General features: G+C 68.4%; 19 protein-coding genes and 1 tRNA gene. 9 read left to right on the forward strand and 11 right to left on the reverse strand.

Translation table 11 applies throughout. The annotated features are described in order from the left end of the window. Window positions 1–145: 145 nt before the first annotated feature. Together M3195_RS10300 and M3195_RS10305 are read left to right on the forward strand one after the other, a co-directional pair. A complete protein-coding gene (locus M3195_RS10300; protein ID WP_251587140.1) occupies window positions 146–526 on the forward strand; it encodes a cold-shock protein in 381 nt (126 codons plus the stop codon). After that, window positions 510–1193 carry a DUF3027 domain-containing protein gene (locus M3195_RS10305; RefSeq protein WP_251587142.1) on the forward strand — a complete coding sequence of 228 codons (684 nt, stop codon included), beginning with the start codon at window positions 510–512 and terminating at the stop codon, window positions 1191–1193. The genes M3195_RS10300 and M3195_RS10305 overlap by 17 nt, the downstream gene beginning before the upstream one ends. Window positions 1194–1259: 66 nt before the next feature. Here M3195_RS10305 and serC read toward each other — a convergent pair whose 3' ends face one another. Beyond that, window positions 1260–2372, reverse strand: a complete 1113-nt coding sequence (gene serC, locus M3195_RS10310; RefSeq protein WP_251587144.1) for a phosphoserine transaminase — start codon at window positions 2370–2372, stop codon at window positions 1260–1262. Between the two features lie 99 nt (window positions 2373–2471). On the opposite strand from serC, the gene M3195_RS10315 reads away from it, so the two are divergent. The 4 genes from M3195_RS10315 (at window position 2472) to M3195_RS10330 (ending at window position 5180) form a co-directional block, all read left to right on the forward strand. Then, on the forward strand, window positions 2472–3173 hold the full coding sequence (locus M3195_RS10315; RefSeq protein ID WP_251587146.1) for a metal-dependent transcriptional regulator: 702 nt from the start codon (window positions 2472–2474) through the stop codon (window positions 3171–3173). Window positions 3174–3378: 205 nt separating this feature from the next. Beyond that, window positions 3379–4248, forward strand: a complete 870-nt coding sequence (locus tag M3195_RS10320; RefSeq protein ID WP_251587148.1) for a M23 family metallopeptidase — start codon at window positions 3379–3381, stop codon at window positions 4246–4248. 325 nt (window positions 4249–4573) lie between these two features. Continuing rightward, on the forward strand, window positions 4574–5071 hold the full coding sequence (locus M3195_RS10325; protein ID WP_251587150.1) for an HNH endonuclease: 498 nt from the start codon (window positions 4574–4576) through the stop codon (window positions 5069–5071). A 35-nt stretch (window positions 5072–5106) separates the two neighbouring features. Then, window positions 5107–5180: transfer RNA gene (locus tag M3195_RS10330), tRNA-Arg, on the forward strand. A 13-nt stretch (window positions 5181–5193) separates the two neighbouring features. Here the strand turns inward: M3195_RS10330 and M3195_RS10335 are convergent. From M3195_RS10335 to idi, 8 genes are read right to left on the reverse strand one after another with little or no spacing between them, the layout of a single operon-like run. Continuing rightward, on the reverse strand, window positions 5194–7404 hold the full coding sequence (locus M3195_RS10335; RefSeq protein ID WP_251587152.1) for an MMPL family transporter: 2211 nt from the start codon (window positions 7402–7404) through the stop codon (window positions 5194–5196). Between the two features lie 43 nt (window positions 7405–7447). Beyond that, the gene (locus tag M3195_RS10340) at window positions 7448–8326 is read right to left on the reverse strand and encodes a prenyltransferase (RefSeq protein WP_251587154.1); all 879 of its coding nucleotides are present in this window, start codon (window positions 8324–8326) and stop codon (window positions 7448–7450) included. Next, window positions 8323–8667, reverse strand: coding sequence for a lycopene cyclase domain-containing protein (locus M3195_RS10345; protein ID WP_251587156.1), 345 nt, complete (start codon window positions 8665–8667; stop codon window positions 8323–8325). Before M3195_RS10345 ends, M3195_RS10340 begins: the two co-directional genes overlap by 4 nt. Beyond that, the gene (locus tag M3195_RS10350) at window positions 8664–9008 is read right to left on the reverse strand and encodes a lycopene cyclase domain-containing protein (protein WP_251587158.1); all 345 of its coding nucleotides are present in this window, start codon (window positions 9006–9008) and stop codon (window positions 8664–8666) included. Before M3195_RS10350 ends, M3195_RS10345 begins: the two co-directional genes overlap by 4 nt. Then, on the reverse strand, window positions 9008–10603 hold the full coding sequence (gene crtI / locus M3195_RS10355) for a phytoene desaturase family protein (RefSeq protein ID WP_251587160.1): 1596 nt from the start codon (window positions 10601–10603) through the stop codon (window positions 9008–9010). The genes M3195_RS10350 and crtI overlap by 1 nt, the downstream gene beginning before the upstream one ends. Next, the gene (locus M3195_RS10360; RefSeq protein WP_251587162.1) at window positions 10600–11505 is read right to left on the reverse strand and encodes a phytoene/squalene synthase family protein; all 906 of its coding nucleotides are present in this window, start codon (window positions 11503–11505) and stop codon (window positions 10600–10602) included. The genes crtI and M3195_RS10360 overlap by 4 nt, the downstream gene beginning before the upstream one ends. Beyond that, entirely contained in the window at window positions 11502–12587 is a 1086-nt protein-coding gene (locus M3195_RS10365) for a polyprenyl synthetase family protein (RefSeq protein ID WP_251587164.1), read from the reverse strand. The genes M3195_RS10360 and M3195_RS10365 overlap by 4 nt, the downstream gene beginning before the upstream one ends. Beyond that, complete coding sequence (idi, locus tag M3195_RS10370) at window positions 12584–13105, reverse strand: isopentenyl-diphosphate Delta-isomerase (RefSeq protein WP_251587195.1); 522 nt, start codon at window positions 13103–13105, stop codon at window positions 12584–12586. Before idi ends, M3195_RS10365 begins: the two co-directional genes overlap by 4 nt. 77 nt (window positions 13106–13182) lie before the next feature. Between idi and M3195_RS10375 the strand changes: the two genes are divergently transcribed. Beyond that, complete coding sequence (locus M3195_RS10375; RefSeq protein ID WP_251587204.1) at window positions 13183–13824, forward strand: MarR family winged helix-turn-helix transcriptional regulator; 642 nt, start codon at window positions 13183–13185, stop codon at window positions 13822–13824. Window positions 13825–13827: 3 nt separating this feature from the next. On the opposite strand, the gene M3195_RS10380 is transcribed toward M3195_RS10375, so the two are convergent. Beyond that, entirely contained in the window at window positions 13828–14175 is a 348-nt protein-coding gene (locus tag M3195_RS10380; protein ID WP_251587206.1) for a histone-like nucleoid-structuring protein Lsr2, read from the reverse strand. Between the two features lie 90 nt (window positions 14176–14265). Then, on the reverse strand, window positions 14266–15123 hold the full coding sequence (locus M3195_RS10385) for a LuxR C-terminal-related transcriptional regulator (RefSeq protein ID WP_251587208.1): 858 nt from the start codon (window positions 15121–15123) through the stop codon (window positions 14266–14268). Window positions 15124–15232: 109 nt separating this feature from the next. Here M3195_RS10385 and M3195_RS10390 point away from each other — a divergent pair, with 109 nt between their 5' ends. Continuing rightward, on the forward strand, window positions 15233–15580 hold the full coding sequence (locus M3195_RS10390) for a DUF485 domain-containing protein (RefSeq protein WP_251587210.1): 348 nt from the start codon (window positions 15233–15235) through the stop codon (window positions 15578–15580). Then, window positions 15577–17214, forward strand: coding sequence for a solute symporter family protein (locus M3195_RS10395; protein ID WP_251587212.1), 1638 nt, complete (start codon window positions 15577–15579; stop codon window positions 17212–17214). Before M3195_RS10390 ends, M3195_RS10395 begins: the two co-directional genes overlap by 4 nt. Window positions 17215–17253: the final 39 nt, after the last annotated feature.

The following is a 17253-nucleotide window of genomic DNA, read 5'->3' on the forward strand; positions in this document are numbered from 1 at the left end:
TAGTCGCTGAGCGGGGACACGGCCTCGCGTGTCGCCGTCGCATTCCGACGGTCTCCCCGCGCGTGAACCGACGCACCGGTAGGCTGGAGGCGGCCGCATCCTGCGCGGTCGTCCAGCTCCACACCGACTCAGCGAGGTTTCTCCCATGCCCACCGGCAAGGTCAGGTTCTACGACGAAGACAAGGGTTTCGGCTTCATCGCCACCGATGATGGCCAGGACGTCTTCCTGCACGCCTCCGCGATGCCCGCCGGCACGGTCGTCAAGGCCGGCGCGCGCGTCGAGTTCGGTGTCGCCGACGGGAAGCGCGGTCTGCAGGCGCTGTCGGTTCGCGTCCTCGAGGCCCCGCCCAGCCTCGCCAAGGCCAAGCGCAAGCCCGCAGACGACATGGCGATCATCATCGAAGATCTCGTGAAGCTCCTCGACGGCATCGGCGGCGATCTGCGTCGCGGCCGTTATCCGTCGTCCGGTCATGGCCGCAAGATCGCGGCGGTCCTCCGCAAGGTTGCCGATGACCTCGAAGCCTGACGCCGACGAGCGCCTGCTCGACGCGCACGACCTCGCGCTCGCCGCGCTGCGAGAGATCACGCCTGAGTCGACGATCGGACCAGCAGCCGGGTACCTCGTCGAGGATGACGGGTCGGTCTCGTTGCGCTTCGAGAACCGGCTGGCCGGATATCCCGGCTGGTACTGGACCGTGACCGTCGCACGCGTCGACGACGAGGAGCCGACGGTGCTCGAGACGGAGTTGCTGCCCGGTGACGGCGCGCTCCTGGCACCCGAGTGGGTGCCGTGGGCCGAGCGTCTGGCCGAGTACCGTGCCCACCAGGCCGAGCTCGCCGAGCAGGCCGCGGCTGCGGCCGCCGAGCAGAACGACGCCGACGCGAACGCCGAGGGCGATGCGGAGGACGATGACCTCGACGACGTTGACGAGGATGAGGACGAAGACCTCGAGGACGACTCCGAAGAGGACGACCTCGAGGATGACGAAGACGACGATCTCGATGACGACGAGCTGACCAGTGAGCCGCGGCCCGTGCATGGCGGCGACCTCGATGGCGTCGACATCGACGAGCTGGACGACTCGGAGGAGTCCGCGGACGACACCGAGGACGACTCCGACGACGATGCTCTCGACGAGGACGACTCCGACGACGATGCTCTCGACGAGGACGACTCCGACGACGAGGAATGATCCCCCGCTGTCATGACGAAGGGGACCGCGCGGATCGCGCGGTCCCCTTCGTCATGCGTGGCGTGCTCAGGCGCCCTGACGCTCGAGCACGTAGTCGAGTGCGCGGGTCAGCTGCCGCACGTCGTCCGGCTCGATCGACACGAAGGTCGCCACGCGGAGCTGGTTGCGGCCGAGCTTGCGGTACGGCTCGGTGTCGACGATGCCGTTGGCGCGCAGCGTCTTGGCGATAGCGGCCGCATCGATCGACTCGTCGAAGTCGATCGTGACGACGACCGGGGAACGGTCGGCCGCGGCCGTCACGAAGGGAGTCGCCACATCGGATGCCGCGGCCCAGTCGTACAGGATGCCGGACGACTCGGCCGTGCGCGCTCCGGCCCACGACAGACCGCCGTTGTCGAGGATCCATCCGAGCTGGCTGTCGAGCAGATGCAGTGTCGTCAGCGCCGGCGTGTTCAGCGTCTGGTTCAGGCGCGAGTTGTCGACGGCGTTCTTCAGGCTGAGGAACTCCGGGATGTAGCGGCCGGAGCCGGCGATCCGCTCGATCCGGTCGATGGCTGCGGGCGAGACCGCGGCGAACCACAGGCCGCCGTCCGAACCGAGGTTCTTCTGCGGGGCGAAGTAGTAGACGTCGGCCTGAGCGGCGTCGAAGTCGATCCCTCCTGCCGCGCTCGTGGCGTCGATGACGGTGAGAGCGCCGTCGGCGGCGACGCGGGTGATCGGGGCGGAGACGCCGGTCGAGGTCTCGTTGTGCGGCCACGCATAGACGTCGACGCCGTCGACGATCTCGGCGACCGTGCTGGATCCGGGCTCAGCCTTGCGCACGTCGGGTGCATCGAGCCAGGGAGCACCGGCTGCAGCGGCGAACTTGCCGCCGAACTCGCCGAACACGAGGTTCTGGCTGCGTCGCTCGATGAGGCCGAAGGCTGCGGCATCCCAGAATGCGGTGGATCCGCCGTTGCCGACAATGATCTCGTACCCCTCGGGCAGCCGGAAGAGCGCTGCGAGGCGCTCGCGCACGCTGCCGACGAGGTTCTTCACCGGTGCCTGCCGGTGGGAGGTGCCGAGCAGCGTGGGACCGGCGGCGAGGAGCGCGTCGAGCTGCTCGCTCCGCACCTTCGAGGGGCCGCATCCGAAGCGGCCGTCGGCGGGCAGGAGGTCACGGGGAATCTCGATCGGCATGCGTCGAGTCTAGAGCGTGGCCTCCCGTGCGACCTCCCGCGTGACGCCCCGATGTCGATGCGGGAATGTAGGCTTGCCTAAGAAGACCCGGAGGGCCACATGACCGACCTGATCGACACCACGGAGATGTATCTCCGCACCATCCTCGAGCTGGAGGAGGAGAACATCGTGCCGCTGCGCGCGCGCATCTCGGAGCGCCTCGGGCATTCGGGTCCGACGGTCTCGCAGACGGTCGGGCGCATGGAGCGCGACGGTCTCGTCGTCGTGTCGGAGGATCGCACCCTGGAGCTCACCGAGTCGGGGCGCCGGAAGGCGGTCGACGTCATGCGCAAGCACCGTCTGGCTGAGCGCCTGCTCTCGGACGTGATCGGCCTCGACTGGGCGTTCGTGCACGACGAGGCCTGCCGCTGGGAACACGTCATGAGCGAGCAGGTCGAGCGTCGCCTCGTCGAGCTCCTCGGACACCCCACCGAGTCGCCGTACGGCAACCCGATCCCCGGGCTCGACCAGCTCGGCGACGCCCCCGCACGGACGTTCGACGAGGGCGTCATCGGGCTGGTGCAGAAGCTCAACGCGGCCGGCGCCCCGATCGAGGGAACGGTCCGTCGTCTCGCCGAGCCGGCCCAGGTCGACCCGGAGTTGCTCGAGCAGCTCCGCGACGCGGGGGTCGTGCCCGGCGCGAAGGGCGACTACCGCTTCAACGAGGGCTATGTGCTGATTCAGATGGAGGGCAAGGACGAGGGGCTCGAGCTCCCCGTCGAGCTCGCCTCGCACATCTTCCTTGTCGGAGAGCCCGCCTGAATCGCTCCTGACCGGGACTTCTCCTGCTCCCCGACGATTGCCAGGTTGGCAGGGTGACAGGATCGTTATCTTCCGGTAACCTCGGTGAAGTCGTCGGCGAAGAAGCCCGCTGACGATACCCGAGAGGATTCGCCTTCCAGGCTCGTCGTCCTCCCGGTAGGAACGCACAAAGTACCCGAAGCTACATTCGTGCCACGAGAGCAGAGTGCCGACGAGCCAGCGCTACCCGAGCGTGCAGGCGCAGGAGGATTCCGTTTTGGTCAAAGACATCCAGTCCGCGAACACACCTGAAGATCGACCCCTCGCCCGTCGCACGACCGCACGGGTCAGCGCGCGGACCGTGGTGAAGCCGCTGCGATCCGTCGCCATCTTCGGAGCAGTGGGCGCCCTGGTCGCCGCTGTCGCGCTCCCCGCCTACGCGGCGTCGAAGCCGGCCGAGAGCGCCGCGACCGTGCAGCAGATGGCCGCCGTCGACGCGCAGTCGCTCGTCGTCGCGTCGCAGGCGACATCGGCGCCTCTTGACCGCGGTACGTTCACCGCCACCACTCCCGACGAGATCGAGAAGAAGAAGGCGGAGGAGGCCGCAGCGGCCCGCGCCGCCGCCGCCGCATCGACGGCCTCCGCCTCGACCGGCGGTCGCACGTTCGACATCGGCGCCTACGCGCTCGTCTCGCCCGGCTCGGGCGAGGTCCGCTACCCGCTCCCGCAGGGCTCGTACAGCGTCAGCCGCACGGTCGGCGGCGCACACAACGGCGCCGACATGCTCGCACCGCAGGGAACCCCGATCTACGCCGCCGCCGCTGGCGTCGTGCGCCAGTCGGCCGAGAGCATCGGCGGGTACGGCGTCGCCGTCATGATCGACAGCGTCGTGGGCGGTCAGCGCGTGCAGACGACCTACGGTCACATGACGTACGGATCCCGTCAGGTCCAGGCCGGCGAGAGCGTGGCCGCGGGTCAGCTCATCGGCTTCGTCGGAAGCACCGGACGCTCGACCGCCAACCACCTCCACTTCGAGGTGTGGGTCAACGGCGGTCTTCTCGAGCCCATCGCCTGGCTCGCCGCGAACGCGGGCTGAGGCGTCCCAGCTCATCGCATCACCGGACACGCCTCCGATCGTTCACCCGGAGTTGGGCCGCACCCCCTCGTCGATGGGTTAGCCTGAACCCGTTGTCGCACAGGCGGGAGAAGCTGATGGACCGAATACCGAGCATCCGCACCATGGATGCCCTCGGTCGTCATGTCCTCCAGCATCGGCCGCAGGGACGCCACGGTGCTGCCGTGCGCAGAAGGCGCTGTCACTAGACAGCGCCTTTTTTCGTCCCTGCGAACGCTCGCGTCGGCGCGACCTCGTGTGAGTCGAGAGTGCCGGGAAGCCGTCCCGGCGGATCGAGAGGATGCTGATGCGCACACTGGTACTGAACGCGGGATACGAGCCCCTGGCCATCGTGTCGTTCAAGAGAGCACTGGTCCTGGTCATGAACGACAAGGCCACCGTGATCGAGCACGTCGAGGACGATCCCGTCTGGGGCAGCCACGGCGTCTACGACCGACCGGCCGTCATCATCCTGTCGAGATACGTGCGGGTGCCGTCGAGTCGCCGGGTACCCGTGACCCGGCGCGGAGTGCTGCGGCGCGACAACCATCGTTGCGGGTACTGCGGCAAGGCAGCCTCGACGATCGATCATGTGCTGCCTCGCTCGCGGGGCGGAGCCGACTCCTGGGAGAACCTCGTCGCGTGCTGCCTGCGCTGTAACAACGTCAAGAGCGACCGCACGCCGCAGGAGATGCGCTGGGAGCTGCGGATCACTCCGCGTCCGCCGCACGGCACCGCGTGGACGGTGCGCGGGAGTGAGCGAAGCGACCCGCGCTGGGAGCCCTACCTGGCGCTGGCGGCGTGAGGGGCGCGAGGTCGTTCCCGTAGACTGGTGTCCACGCCTTCGTAGCTCAGCAGGATAGAGCAGCCCTCTCCTAAAGGGCAGGTCGCTGGTTCGAATCCAGTCGAGGGCACTCTCTCCTGTCGTCAGGGACGGTCGCGTCGCCAGAGCTTCGACGGCCACCAGATCACGCGTCCGAGATCGTAGGCGAGCGCCGGCACGAGCAGCGAGCGCACGACGAACGTGTCGAGCAGCACGCCGAACGCGACGATGAACGCCAGCTGCACGAGGAACAGGATCGGGATCACCGACAGCGCCGCGAAGGTCGCAGCGAGCACCAGTCCGGCGGACGTGATGACTCCGCCGGTTATCGACAGCCCGCGGAGCACGCCCTCGCGCGTGCCGTGCGCCAGCGACTCCTCCCGTACGCGCGTCATGAGGAAGATGTTGTAGTCGATGCCGAGCGCGACGAGGAACACGAAGCCGTACAGCGGCACGGCGGGATCGGCACCCGGGAAGTCGAAGAGCCCGTTGAACATCAGCGCCGAGACGCCCATCGCCGTTCCGAACGACAGCACAGTGGTGATGATCAGGAGCACCGGGGCGAGGATCGACCGCAGCAGCAGCATGAGGATCAGCATGATCACGATGAGGATCACCGGGATGATCAGGTTCCGGTCGTGGATGGACGCGTCGTTCGTGTCGACTGCGGTGGCGGTGACGCCTCCCACGAGCGCGTCGAGCTCGTGCAACGACGAGCGGAGGTCGCGCACGGTAGCGCCCGCGGCATCCGAGTCCGCGGCATCCGTCAGCGTCCCCTGCAGCAGCACCCTCCCGTCGACGACGGTCGGCGCCGGCGCAGGGGTACCCGGCGGTCCGACCGCCGCGATCCCGTCGGCGGTCACGGGCGCCGAGCCGCTGGGCGAATCGGCGGCAACGACAGAGACGCCGTCGATGCCGTCGTCGGCGAGCAGCACGTCGGCGGCGTCCTGGAGACGATCCTCGTCCACCACGACGGAGACCGGGCTGCCGGAGCCGCCCGGGAAGTGCTCGCCGAGCGCGACCTGACCGTCGCGCGCCTCCGACGCTCCGAGCACGAGATCGGACTGCGCAACCCCCGAGGCATTCAGCTGGAGGACGCCGGAAGCTCCGGCCAGCAGTACGACGGTCGTGACGATCCAGATCACCCGCGGTCGCTTGGTGATGAGCCCGGCCAGACGCGCCCACAGGCCGGTGGTGCGCATGCCGTGCTCCTCCGCGACCACCTCCGGCTCGAATCGCGGACGACGTGGCCAGAACACCGCGCGCCCGAACAGCAGCAGGAGCGCCGGGAGAAGCGTCAGGGCCGCGAGCATCGCGAACACGATGCCGATCGCCGCGACGGGACCGAGGGTGCTGTTGGACTTGAGGTCGCTGAGCAGCAGGCAGAGCAGCCCGGCGATCACCGTGCCGCCGGAGGCGACGATCGGTTCGACGGAGCCCTTCCAGGCGGCGAGAAGGGCCGAGCCCTTGTCCTGCGCCACGCGGAGCTCTTCCCGGAACCGTGCGACGAAGAGGAGGGCGTAGTCGGTGGCCGCGCCGATCACGAGGATGAACAGGATGCCCTGGGTCTGCCCGCTGAGCAGCAGCACTTCGAACTTCGCGAGCCACCAGACGACCAGCAGAGCGACGCAGAGGGCGAACAGGCTCGTCGACAGGACCACGATCGGCAGCAGCAGCGATCGGTACACGAGCACGAGGATCACGAGCACCGCGAGGAGTGCGACGCCGAGCAGCAATCCGTCGATGCCGGCGAAGCCCGCGACGAGGTCGGCGCTGAAACCGGCGGGGCCCGTGATGTAGACGGTCACGCCGTCCGGGGCGGCCGAGCGGAGCTCGTCGCCGAGGGCGGACACGGCGTCGGCGAGCTCGGCCTCTCCGTCGATCGGGATGAAGGCCTGCATCGCCGCGCCGTCGTCGGAGGGGAGGGGCGGGGATACCTCCTCGCCGACGCCCTCGACCGACGGAGCGTCGGCCACGGCATCCGCGATCGCATCGAGCTGAGACGCGGACAGTTCGCCGTCGCCGACGAAGACCGCGACGGCGGGGATGGCATCGCTGTCGTTGAACTCGCCGAGCAATTGCTGCACCCGGGTCGCGTCGGAGGACTCAGGCAGGTAGCTCGTCTGGTCGTTCGACGACACCTCGTCGACCTTGCCGAACAGGGGGCCGCCGAGTCCCGCACCCACCAGCCAGACGAGGATCAGGGCGACGGGGATCAGGACGCGTGCCCAGGAGTGCCGCCTCGCTCGCTCCCGCCGCGGCGGCGCCTTCCGGTCCGTGGCGATCGGGGCGGGGGCTAGCTCAGGATCGGACATCGGTTTCCTTTCGGGAGGAACTCGGTGGACGTGAGGTATCGGATCAGGAGACCCAGGCCAGGATGAGGATCATCGTCGCCAGGAAGCCCGCGATGTAGTTGAGGGCGATGAATCGGCGCCAGGCGCGGTTCGTTCCGGCGGACGTCTCGTCGGTCACCGACCACCAGGGAGCCGCGTTCACGATGTAGGGCACCGCGAGCACGGCGGCGAGCGGACCGGGCCACGCGGTGAACAGCATTGCGATGCCGGCGAGTGCCCACAGCAGGATCGCGAGGCGGACGGTCGATCGCGCACCGATGACCGTCGCGATGGAACCGATGCCGCCCTCGCGGTCGGGAGCGATGTCCTGCACCGCGCCGAAGGCGTGCGCCGCCATGCCCCACAGGAAGAACCCGACCAGCACGATCACCAACGTCGGCGTCACGGAGGCCTCGGCGATGGCGAGTCCGACGATCGCCGGCGTCACGAAGTGCAGGCTCGACGTCGTGGAGTCGAGGAACGGGCGCTCCTTGAACCGCAGACCGGGTGCGGAGTACGCGATAACGGCGAAGACGCTCACGATGAGCCAGATCCAGGACGCCGGGTTGCCGATGGCGAAGAGGTAGACGAGGAAGGGGACGTTGGTGACCGCGGCGGCCCACAGCGTCGCCCGGTGGATGCGAGGGGAGAGCAGCGCTCCCTCGATCCCGCCCTTGCGCGGATTCGCGAGGTCGGAGGCGTAGTCGAACACGTCGTTGATCCCGTACATCGCGAGGTTGTACGGGACGAGGAAGTACAGCGTGCCGAGGATCAGCGTGAGGTCGATCTCGCGGGTGGTCAGCAGATAGGCGGCCGCGAAGGGGAACGCCGTGTTGATCCAACTGACGGGCCGGGACGACAGCACGATCTGGCGCAGGTCGCTCCCGAGCGTCGCGGCGGTCATGCGTCAGCCTCCCTGCCGCCCTCGGCGCGGCCGCTGTGCCGGCGAGCCCGCAGGAAGGCCCAGAGAGCCGGCAGCAGCACCGCGCCCGCCACCGGGTAGGCGAAGTCCTCGAGCGGGGCGAGTCCGATGTGCACCCCGAGCAGATGGTCGGGGGAGTAGTGGAAGAGCCCGCTCGCGATCATGATGCTGTCGAACACCGCGGTGAGCGCGATCAGGGCGAGCGCGGCGATCGCCAGAGCGGCCGCGCGCGGACGCCGCGCGCGAGGCGTGAGAGACACGAGGACGACGGCGGCGACCGCGGCCGCGCCGAGGAACCAGGCCGCGAGCTGCAGGTAGGTCATGACGCCCGCTGCTCTCGCCGGCGTCGTCGGAGGGCGCCGAGCACGCGCGCGGCGCCGGTGTAGAGGATCATCGTGCAGATGACGAGGAAGGCCAGGAAGACGGGCTCCTCGATCGGCAGCTCGGGAGCGAGCACGATCCCCGTGGCGATCGAACCCTCGCCGCGGAAGAAGATGCCCTCGGCGATACCCGCGACGTCCCAGACGAGGAAGAACACGAGACCGACGACCGTGACGACGGACGCCGATAGCGCGTCCCTCCAGAAGAACAGCCGGAACCGTCGATCGAGCAGGAGCATGCAGCCGAGCGATACGAGCAGGCTCGCGAGGTAGACGATGCCCATCACACGGCGTCCCCGACGGGCGCGGCGGAGGGCAGCGGAAGCGGTCCGCCGGAGTGATCGCCGCGGATGCGCTTCAACACGATCTCGGCGCTGATGAGGCACATGGGCACGCCGACGCCCGGTGCCGTCGTGCCGCCCGCGTAGTAGAGGCCCGAGACCTTGCGCGAGACGTTCTGGGCGCGGAACATCGCGCTCTGCGAGAGGATGTGAGCCGGACCCAGCATTCCTCCGCGCCACGAGTTGTAGTCGTCGCGGAAGTCCGCGGGCCCCTTCGTCTCGCGCACGACGATGCGGTCGCGCAGGTCGGGGATGCCGGCCCACGTCGAGATGAGCTCGATCGCCTCGTCGGCGGCACGCTCGATCGCCGGCGAGCCCGCTCCGTCGGAGCCGCCGCCGCCGAGGTCGACGTCGGCGGGGACGGGGACGAGCACGAACAGGTTCTCGTGACCCTCCGGGGCGACGCTGTCGTCGCTCGCGCTCGGCCGGCACACGTAGGTCGACGCCGGAGAGGGGATCGCGGGGCTGTCGCCGAAGATCGCGTCGAAGTTCGCGTCCCAATCGTCGGTGAAGAACAGCGAGTGGTGAGGGAGCTGCGGGAGCTCGCCGCGGACGCCCAGCATCACGAGCACCGCTCCGGGCCCGCTCGTGCGGTGCCGCCACCAGTTCTCCGGGTACGTGCGGAGCTCTGGGGGAAGCAGGACGTTCTCGGTGTGGTGCAGGTCGGCTGCCGACACGACGATGTCCGCGTCGGCGACACGGGCGGCGCCGTCGGCATCCCGCCACTCGACGCCCGTGGCGGCGGTGGTGCCGGAGCGTCGCTCGGTGCGAATCGCCGTGACGTCGGCATCCGTGACGATCGTCACCCCCGCCTGCTCGGCCAGCTCGGCGATGCGTTCGACGACCCGCCAGAATCCGCCCTGCGGGTAGCTCACGCCCTCGTCGAGGTCGAGCGCGCTCATGAGGTGATACATCGCCGGCGCGCTGCGCGGGTCGGTGCCGAGGAAGACGGCCGGGTATCCGAGCAGCTGACGCAGGACCGGATCCCGGAATCGCCGAGCGGCGAAGGACTCCAGACGGGTGCCGAGCAGAGTCGCGAGACGGGGCCCTGCGCCCAGGACCTCTTTCGTGGCGAGAGTGCTCCACTTCGTGAACGGGTTGTACAGGAAGTACCGCTCGGCCATGTCACGCGCGTGGTGCGCGGAGTCGAGATAGTCGTCCAGGCGAGCGGCGGAACCCTGCTCGCGCGCCTCGAACAGCATCGCGACCTCTGCGCGGCCTCTGGGAACGGTTATCGGCGCGGAGGGGCCGTCGGCACTCGGCGCCCGGAACACCCGGTAGCCGGGGTCGAGCGGCGTGAGGTCGAGCTGCTCCTGCGTCGAGGAACCCATCATCGCGAAGAAATGGTCGAACACCTCGGGCATCAGGTACCAGGAGGGTCCGGAATCGAATCGGAATCCGTCGCGCTCGATGGTGCCGGCTCGGCCGCCGATGCGGGAGTTCTTCTCGAAGACGGTCACCTCGTGTCCATCGCGGGCGAGCAGTCCGGCCGCCGCGAGACCGGCGACTCCGCCGCCAATGACGGCGACGCGGCTCATCGGTCACGCTCCAGCGCAGTGACGGCGACGGCCCGAGCGGCGAGCAGCGCCTTGATCGGGTCGGGAACCCGCACCCGGCGCTCGTACAGCTGCGCGGCGGGCGTCCTGGCCACTCGCCGCATCAGCGCCTCGAACAGCGCGAGCGCGCTGCGGACGGCTGCGCGGGCGTCCTTGGGGAGCAGGGGGATCGAACGACGGGCGTCGTCGAGCTGAGCGGTCACGGTTCGTACCCATTCGTCGCGGTCGGAATCGGTGAGGCGCCCGGAGTCGCCGAGGTATCCGCGCTGCAGGCGATCGGTGTCGTCGGCGAGGTCGCGCAGGAAGTTGACGTTCTGGAAGGCGGCGCCCAGCTGCCTGGCGCCGTGCGTGAGCACCGCGAGCTCCTCCTCGGTGCGCGACTCGTCACGGAGGAAGACGCGCAAGCACATGAGTCCGACGACCTCGGCTGAGCCGTACACATAGCGTTCGTGGGCGTCCGCGTCGTACGCGGCGAAGGCGCTCGCGCTCGCGATGTCGGCGGCCATGGAGTCGAAGAACGGCTGCGTCAGGTCCTCCCCGATCCCGCACTCGCGCGCGGTCCTGGCGAACGCGTGCAGGATCAGGTCAGTGCTGTAGCCGACGGTCATCGAGCGGTGCGTCGCCGCGACATACGACGCGAGAGCCTCAGTCTGCGCCGAGGCGTCCAGACCGGCCTGTGCGGCGACGCCGTCGACGATCTCGTCGGCGATACGCACCATAGCGTAGATGTTCCGCACATGCTGACGGTGACGCGCTCCGAGCAGCTTCGTCGCCAGACCGAAGGAGGTCGAGTAGGTGCGGATGACCTCGGTGGATGCGGTGTCGGCAGCGCGGCTGAAGCGTCCGAGGCTCTCGTCCCCGTCCGCGCTCGGGATCGAGGTCATGCGCGGCGGCCCTCCAGGCGGGAGACCGTGGACAGGATCGTGTGCGCGGCATCCGTGCCGATCTCGCCCGTGAGCTGCGCGTCGGCGAGGAGGGTGTGCACGGCGTCGAGCTGATCGCCGACCAGGTCGGTGACGAAGGCCTCTGCCCCGCAGGTGCGCAGCAGGTCGCGGAGTTCCTCGGCGTCCCCGAGGCTCAGGTCGGCAGAGCCGAAGCGCGGGGCGATGTCGGCCCAGGAGCCCGTCGAGCGCGCATAGGCGATGATCGCGGTCTCCTTGCCTTCGCGCAGGTCGGAGTACGCATCCTTACCGTGGGACCGATGGTCGCCGAACACGCACAGCAGGTCGTCCTGCAGCTGGTAGGCGAGCCCGATGTGTCGGCCGATGCTCGTCAGCGTCCGCTCGGCGGACGTGGAGGACCCCGCGAGCAGCGCGGCCGCGCGAAGCGGGAGCGAGAACGAGTAGGTGGCGGTCTTGTACACGCTCATGCTGAGGATCGTCGTGAGGTCGGGCGCGATGATCCCATGGCTGAGCGCGACGTCCGTGTGCTCACCCGCCACGGTCTCGACGATCGTCTCCTCGACGAGGTCGAGCAAGCGTGCGCGCACGTCTGCGGAGACGTCGGCGCGTGCGAAACCCATGACTGCGGCGGTGAGGAGCAGGTCTCCCATGAGGATGGCGCTCGACCGCGCCCAGTGCAGCGCACCCTCCTCTGTGGCGGCCGGTGTGCCGGCCGCCAGGGTGCCGATCAGGTTCGGCCGCTTCCGTCGCGTGAGATCCCCGTCGATGACGTCGTCGTGCAGGAGGAACGCGTAATGGAGCAGCTCGATGTGCGCCGCGACCTCGACGGCCGCCGGAGTCAGAGTCGATGGATCGCCGAGGGTGAGAGCGCGATGGATGTCGAGCAGCAGTCGCGGGCGGACGAGTTTGCCGCCCAGGGAGTGGTCGGCCGCAGCGCGCCACAGGGCGGCGAACTCCGACCCGTACGTCTCCGCGGCTGCGCTGTGGTGGACGAACCGCTGACGCAGGGCTTCCTCGATGCGAGTGCCCATGTCTTCGTGGATCGCCGCGGACGTCATCGTCATACCGCCCCTCGCTCGCGCATGAGGGGCAGCTGCTCGACGAGCCACGGACTGAACGCGAAGGGGGCTGCGGCCACGGCGGATGCGAACTCGGCAGCGTCGACCCATGCCCACTCCGAGACCTCATCGGGGTCGGGGGAGAGGAGCCCGTCGGCGACAGCGACATGAACCGGGCAGATCTCGTTCTCGACGATGCCGCTCGCATCGACCGCGCGGTAGCGGTACTCGGGAACGACCACGGAGATGTGGGAGATGCGCAGGCCGAGCTCCTGCTGCGCTCGCCGCGTCACCGCGTCCTGCATGCTCTCATCGGGTCGGGGATGCCCGCAGAAGCTGTTCGTCCAGACGCCGGGCCAGGTGCGCTTGGACAGGGCGCGACGGGTGACGAGCAGGCGCCCGTCGCCGTCGATCACGTAGCAGGAGAACGCGAGATGGAGCGGAGTGTCGGTGGTATGCACCGCCTCTTTGGCCAGCACTCCGATGGCGATGCCGTCGGGGGAGAGGAGGGTGACCTCGTCCATCTGGGAAACCTCCTCGATTTCGCTAGCTTAGCTAATAATCAACATAACATGATTCCAATGGTGTGTAGCATGATGGCATGAACGAGCGATCCGCCGCCAGCCCCGTCGAGGGTGCCGTGTCGGACGCGCGCGACGCAACCGGCTTCTCCTCAGACGGACTCGCGCATGCCGCGATCTACGACGTGGAGGCCAGTGACCCGCGAAGCTCGCTCATCGACCGCAGCGGAGTCGCACCGGAGGACCTCCGACAGATCGCGGCGCTCATGGGAGCGATCGGCGAACTCAGGGATGCCGAGCAGAAGCTGTCTCTCGCGTCGCGCCGGTACATGCGCCTCAATGACACCGACATGCGGGCGCTGCACTATCTGATCGTGTGCGCGAACAAGGGCGTGACTGCGACTCCTGGAGGCATCGCGACGCATCTCGGGATCTCGACCGCGTCGACGACGAAGCTGCTCGACCGACTCGAGCGCGGTGGCCACATCCGTCGCGCACCGCACCCCACCGATCGGCGTGCACTCGCGATCACGATCAGCCCGGAGACCCGTCAGGCGGCGATGGATACCGTGGGCGCGCAACAGGCCAAGCGGTTCTATTCGGCCGCCCGATTGACGCGCGAGGAGCGCGATGTCGTGATCCGCTTCCTCGCCGACATGACTCAGGAGATCACGCTCCGGGATGAGCCATGGGCGCAAACCGGAGACGTGGTCTCCGACTGAGTCTCAGTGCGCGGCGTTGTACGCCTCGATGACGGGGGCCGGAATACGACCGCGCTCCGAGAGGCTGTAGCCGTTGTCGTTCGCCCAGGCGCGGATGGCCGCGACCTCGGGATTCCTCGTGGCCCGCTTGCGTGAGCCCGTCGAACGCGAGGAGGAGGAGCCGCCGCCTGCGCGGCGACCCGCGGAGATGTACGGCTCGAATGCTGCGCGCAATTCCTTCGCGTGATCGTCATTCAGATCGATCTCGTAAGCCGTGCCGTTCAGCGAGAAATGCACGGTCTCGCCTTCGCCCGCCTCCAGGACGGTGCCGTCGATGTCGTCGACCAGTTGGTGCACAATTCTCTTCGCCATGGAAAAGACGATACCGGGCGCGGCGCAATGAGGACAACGCGGATTACGCAGCTGACGATGATTCGGTCGAAAAGCGCCCGCGGGTCGTCGTCAGGGCAGCAACCCGAAACGGCGCGCTTTCGCCACAGCGGCATGACGCGTCGATGCGTCGAGTTTCGACATGGCTGTGCCGAGATACGCCTTGACCGTTCCCTCTCGCAGACCCAATTGCAGAGCGATCTCCGCATTCGTTGCGCCGAGAGCCGCGCAGGCCAGGACATCGGTCTCGCGGCGGGAGAGATGCACGGTCGGAACGGGGGCGGTCGCGGTCGTCACCGAGTCGCCCGCCAGCGCCACCAATCGATGCTCCACCTGGGCGATCCTCTCGCGAAGGCCGGGGTCGTCGACGGCGGCGGCGATGCTGCGCAGTTCCGCGAAGCTCTCCCGCAGCTCCTCGCGCTGCGGAGTGGCGACGGAGTCGGCGGTCGGGTCGACGGCGCGCAGACGACGAGCCACCTCGTCGCGGATGCGCAGCTCGTCCGCCACGGATTGCGCGACCTGCATGGCGGGAGCCGTCGTGACCCCGCCCTCCGGCGTGCGATCCCAGGCTCCGGCGTACAGCACACCGCGCGGTCGCCCGCTCACGACGATGGGCAGCGCGAGCAGCGTACGAAGGCCTTCGCCGAGGACGAAGACGTCATAGTCGTGGGTGATCTGCTGCGATGAGCCGTAGTCGTTGGTCATGCGCGGCCGCAGCTCGATCATCGCCCGTCCGCCGAGGCCCCGTTCGGGCCGGACGCGAAGTCCATCGAGACTGTGGGTGCGATTCCCGACGATGCTCGTGACGCTCACCACGCCCTCGTCGATCAGACCGCCGAAGGCCACGGGGAATCGGGTGCGCTGAGCGAGCTCGCGCACCGCGCGGGCGACGAGCTCGGTCTCGGACTCCATGCCGGTGGGAGCGCTCACGACTACCTACTTTCGGGGGTGACGGCGCCGTTCCCCGTTTCGTAGCGTCGACCCTACCACTCGCCCGGCACCCCCGTGCGAGCCGACGAACATGTGGCAAGGAGGCCCCATGAGCGACCACACAACGGCCGATTCGGCGGGAGCGATCGATTACATCGCCGTCGAGCAGTCCTCTCGATTCCGCACTCTCAAACGGACGCAGCGATCATTCATCTTCCCGCTCGCGGCGTTCTTCCTCATCTGGTACTTCGTGTACGTCCTGCTCGCGGCATTCGCCACGGAATTCATGGCGCAGCGCGTCTGGGGAGATATCACGGTCGGGCTCCTGTTCGGGCTCGGTCAGTTCGTGACGACCTTCGCCATCACGATGGGCTACGTCGCATTCGCGAATAGAAGGCTCGACCCGATCGCCAGCGAGATCCGCGGGGATCTCGAGAATGCGCAGGGTGAGGCGTGAGCGCCGTGCACGCGGCGAGCGAATCACTCGCCGTCGAGAGCAACCCGATCCTGAACATCTCGATCTTCGTCGCATTCGTCGCCGTGACGCTCTTCATCGTCATCCGGGCGAGCCGCAACAACAAGACGGCCGCGGACTATTACGCCGCTGGACGTTCTTTCACCGGGCCGCAGAACGGATTCGCGATCGCGGGCGACTATCTCTCCGCCGCGTCATTCCTGGGCATCTGCGGAGCCATCGCGATCAACGGATACGACGGCTTCCTGTATTCGATCGGATTCCTCGTCGCATGGCTGGTGGCGCTGCTGCTCGTGGCGGAGCTGATGCGCAACACCGGGAAGTTCACGATGGCCGACGTGCTGTCGTTCCGATTGAAGCAGCGCCCCGTTCGCATGGCTGCGGCGATCACGACGCTGGCGGTGTGCTTCTTCTATCTGCTCGCGCAGATGGCAGGGGCGGGCGGCCTGGTCTCGCTTCTGCTCGGCATCGACGGGCGGGTCGGCCAGTCCGTCGTGATCGCCGTCGTCGGGGTGCTGATGATCGTCTACGTGCTCATCGGCGGCATGAAGGGCACGACCTGGGTTCAGATCGTTAAGGCCTTCCTGCTGATCGGCGGGGCGCTCGCCATGACGATCTGGGTGCTCGCGATCAACGGCTTCAACCTCAACACGCTCCTGGAGGCGGCCGTCGCGAACTCCGACAAGGGAGAGGCGATCCTCGGGCCGGGACTGCAGTACGGCGCGAATCCCTGGGACTTCCTCTCGCTGGGCATGGCGCTCGTGCTCGGCACGGCCGGTCTCCCGCATGTTCTCATGCGCTTCTACACCGTGCCGACGGCGAAGGAGGCCCGCCGTTCGGTCGTGTGGGCGATCTGGCTCATCGGCGGCTTCTACCTGCTGACCCTCGTGCTGGGCTACGGCGCCGGAGCGCTGGTGGGCGCGGACGTCATCGCCGCCGCCCCCGGCGGACCGAATTCCGCGGCACCCCTGCTCGCCCTGTACCTCGGCGGGCCTGTGCTGCTCGGCTTCATCTCGGCCGTGGCGTTCGCCACGATCCTGGCCGTGGTGGCCGGACTCACCATCACGGCGGCTGCGTCCTTCGCGCATGACATCTATGCGAACGTCATCCAGAAGGGGAAGAAGGATGCCGCGGGTAAGGCCGTCGAACCGGATCCGAACGGCGAGGTGCGCGTCGCCCGCCGCACGGTGGTCGTGATCGGCATCCTCGCGATCGTCGGCGGCATCGGCGCGCAGGGGCAGAACATCGCCTTCCTCGTCGCCCTCGCCTTCGCGGTCGCGGCCTCGGCCAACCTGCCGACGATCCTGTTCTCGCTGTTCTGGCGTCGCTTCACCACTCGCGGTGCCGTGTGGAGCATGTACGGCGGTCTGGGAGCGGCCATCATCCTCATCGTGCTGTCGCCGGTCTTCTCGGGGTCGCCGACCTCGATGATCCCCGGCATCGACATCGTGCTGTGGCCGATGAACAACCCGGGCATCGTGTCGATCCCGCTCGGCTTCTTCCTCGGCTGGCTCGGCACCGTGACGAGCAGGACGAAGGAATCGCCACAGCTCGCCGCCGAGATGGAGGTGCGCTCCCTCACGGGCTTCGGAGCAGAGAAGGCGGTGGACCACTGACCGAGTCTCCGCCCTGACCGATCGCTCGTCGATCGACGC

It is taken from the genome of Microbacterium hydrocarbonoxydans (assembly GCF_023715885.1).
GTDB classification, from domain to species: domain Bacteria; phylum Actinomycetota; class Actinomycetes; order Actinomycetales; family Microbacteriaceae; genus Microbacterium; species Microbacterium hydrocarbonoxydans_C.

What these genes read in the sequence shown, in the direction of transcription:
- M3195_RS10335 (WP_251587152.1), bottom strand. Translation starts at nt 7,404, where the DNA reads ATGTCCGATCCTGAGCTAGCCCCCGCCCCGATCGCCACGGACCGGAAG.
- idi (WP_251587195.1), bottom strand. Translation starts at nt 13,105, where the DNA reads ATGGACGAGGTCACCCTCCTCTCCCCCGACGGCATCGCCATCGGAGTG.
- M3195_RS10340 (WP_251587154.1), bottom strand. Translation starts at nt 8,326, where the DNA reads ATGACCGCCGCGACGCTCGGGAGCGACCTGCGCCAGATCGTGCTGTCG.
- serC (WP_251587144.1), bottom strand. Translation starts at nt 2,372, where the DNA reads ATGCCGATCGAGATTCCCCGTGACCTCCTGCCCGCCGACGGCCGCTTC.
- M3195_RS10380 (WP_251587206.1), bottom strand. Translation starts at nt 14,175, where the DNA reads ATGGCGAAGAGAATTGTGCACCAACTGGTCGACGACATCGACGGCACC.
- crtI (WP_251587160.1), bottom strand. Translation starts at nt 10,603, where the DNA reads ATGAGCCGCGTCGCCGTCATTGGCGGCGGAGTCGCCGGTCTCGCGGCG.
- M3195_RS10315 (WP_251587146.1), top strand. Translation starts at nt 2,472, where the DNA reads ATGACCGACCTGATCGACACCACGGAGATGTATCTCCGCACCATCCTC.
- M3195_RS10375 (WP_251587204.1), top strand. Translation starts at nt 13,183, where the DNA reads ATGAACGAGCGATCCGCCGCCAGCCCCGTCGAGGGTGCCGTGTCGGAC.
- M3195_RS10360 (WP_251587162.1), bottom strand. Translation starts at nt 11,505, where the DNA reads ATGACCTCGATCCCGAGCGCGGACGGGGACGAGAGCCTCGGACGCTTC.
- M3195_RS10390 (WP_251587210.1), top strand. Translation starts at nt 15,233, where the DNA reads ATGAGCGACCACACAACGGCCGATTCGGCGGGAGCGATCGATTACATC.
- M3195_RS10365 (WP_251587164.1), bottom strand. Translation starts at nt 12,587, where the DNA reads ATGACGATGACGTCCGCGGCGATCCACGAAGACATGGGCACTCGCATC.
- M3195_RS10300 (WP_251587140.1), top strand. Translation starts at nt 146, where the DNA reads ATGCCCACCGGCAAGGTCAGGTTCTACGACGAAGACAAGGGTTTCGGC.
- M3195_RS10305 (WP_251587142.1), top strand. Translation starts at nt 510, where the DNA reads ATGACCTCGAAGCCTGACGCCGACGAGCGCCTGCTCGACGCGCACGAC.
- M3195_RS10350 (WP_251587158.1), bottom strand. Translation starts at nt 9,008, where the DNA reads ATGGGCATCGTCTACCTCGCGAGCCTGCTCGTATCGCTCGGCTGCATG.
- M3195_RS10325 (WP_251587150.1), top strand. Translation starts at nt 4,574, where the DNA reads ATGCGCACACTGGTACTGAACGCGGGATACGAGCCCCTGGCCATCGTG.
- M3195_RS10345 (WP_251587156.1), bottom strand. Translation starts at nt 8,667, where the DNA reads ATGACCTACCTGCAGCTCGCGGCCTGGTTCCTCGGCGCGGCCGCGGTC.